The organism is Pseudomonas sp. P5_A2_2 (assembly GCF_054177685.1).
Map to the genome: position 1 here is coordinate 1 of NZ_JBGCUL010000936.1, position 1,707 is coordinate 1,707.

General features: G+C 62.2%; 2 protein-coding genes and 1 pseudogene. All 3 read right to left on the reverse strand.

Going from position 1 to position 1,707, the window contains the following annotated elements; translation table 11 throughout:
- Positions 1-154: 154 nt before the first annotated feature.
- On the reverse strand, positions 155-922 hold the full coding sequence (locus ACXRVY_RS27505) for a TerB family tellurite resistance protein (protein ID WP_223456963.1): 768 nt from the start codon (positions 920-922) through the stop codon (positions 155-157).
- A gap of 1 nt (position 923) precedes the next feature.
- Entirely contained in the window at positions 924-1,595 is a 672-nt protein-coding gene (murU, locus tag ACXRVY_RS27510) for an N-acetylmuramate alpha-1-phosphate uridylyltransferase MurU (protein WP_223456961.1), read from the reverse strand.
- Positions 1,592-1,707 (reverse strand): annotated as a pseudogene (locus ACXRVY_RS27515) (aminoglycoside phosphotransferase); the annotation flags it as partial. The pseudogene ACXRVY_RS27515 and the gene murU, both read right to left, overlap by 4 nt.

Below are 1,707 nucleotides of genomic sequence, written 5' to 3' on the forward strand. Positions count from 1 at the left end.
GCCTGCGACAGACTGAAAGACTGTGTCGCCTTCATCGCGAGCAAGCTCGCTCCCACAGGATTAACGTCGAACACAATTTTTGTTATCGACACAAAACCTGTGGGAGCGAGCTTGCTCGCGATAGGGCCATCACAGACGACACAAGTCTTTCCTGTTAGCGAAAATCCCGCCGCTCCCGAATCAGCGTATAGGCGTTATGCAGTTCACGCGTTCGCTCGGTAGCCTCACGTACCTGCAACGCCGTCGCGCCACTGCCGGCAATCTTGTCCGGATGATGGCGACTGAGCAGACGCCGATAGGCACGCTTGATCTGCGCCGGTTCAGTGGTGGCCGACACCCCCAAAAGCCTCAAGGCGTCCTGATAACTTGGCGCGCTGTTGGCCAATGGCCGCTTCTGCGGCTCATAGTCGTGGGCCAGCGCCTGCACCTGGTGTGGCGTGCAGCCCAGCCACTGACCCCATTGGCCGATCAACTCACGCTCGCTGCTGCCGGCACGACCATCGGCCCAGACCATTCGCCAGCAGGCGCGCAACACGCCCTCCGCCGCATGGGGCTGGGCACTCAGGCGACGCAGATAACCGCGTAGCCGGTCGCGGCCCGATTTGCCGCGATTGAACGCGGCAATCGCACGACGCTGGGCCGGCTCGGACATATCCAGCGCACGCATTTCCGCTCGGGCCTGATCGATGTGCCCGGCCATCACCTGGCCGTCGCACTTGGCCAGGCGCCCCAACAGGACAAACAGCAATTCATCGTTACGCAACACCGGGCGACCGCCCAGCTTTTCCCGCAAATGCCCCCAGCTCTGCAGGTGCAAGCGCCGGTCCAGCGCCTGCCCCAACAACGCGCCGAGCAAGGCCCCCGGAATACTGGCTATGGCAAAGCCTGCTCCGGCTCCAATCAGAGTCCCTGGCCACAACATGTCAGCGGCTCGCTTCGATTAATGTTTCAACTTCGACCAGACGCTCATGAGTGCCGACATCGACCCAGCGCCCTTTCAACTGTTCGCCAGTCACTTGACCATCAGCCATGGCCTTGCGCAACAGCGGCGCGAGCTTGAAGGCTCCTGCGGTGCAACCGTCGAACAACTGCGGATGCAACACGGCGATGCCGCTGTAGGTCAGGGTAGGGGCCTGCGACTGACCGTCGCGCACCTGGGTTCCGACCAGGCTGAAGTCCCCGGCCGGATGATGTGGCGGGTTGCTGACCAGCACCAGATGCGCCAGGCCGTTGATGGGTTGATGCAGCACGCTGAAGTCGTAATCGGTCCAGATGTCGCCGTTGACCACGACAAACGCTTCATCCCCCAGCAACGGCAACGCGCGGAAAATCCCGCCGCCGGTTTCCAGGGGTTCACCTTCCGCCGAGTACTGAATGCTTACGCCATAGCGCGATCCATCGCCCAGGTAGTCTTCGATCTGCCGACCAAGCCAGGCGTGATTGATCACGATGTCGGTGAACCCGGCCACGGCCAGTGCTCGCAGGTGATATTCGATCAGCGGCACGCCGCCTGCACGAACCAGCGGTTTTGGCGTGGTCAGGGTCAGCGGGCGCATGCGCTCGCCTTTGCCCGCAGCCAGAATCATTGCCTTCATGCTTCCACTCCGGCGCGCAGACTGGCCAGCAACACATCCAGCTCGGCCAGTTCAGGGCGGCGAGCGATCACCGCTTCTATGTACGCAAAGAAACGTGGCACATCGCCCAGAT

Bases quoted from the DNA above. Each gene is read 5' to 3' on its own strand.
- ACXRVY_RS27505 (WP_223456963.1), bottom strand. From the start codon at position 922: ATGTTGTGGCCAGGGACTCTGATTGGAGCCGGAGCAGGCTTTGCCATA.
- murU (WP_223456961.1), bottom strand. From the start codon at position 1,595: ATGAAGGCAATGATTCTGGCTGCGGGCAAAGGCGAGCGCATGCGCCCG.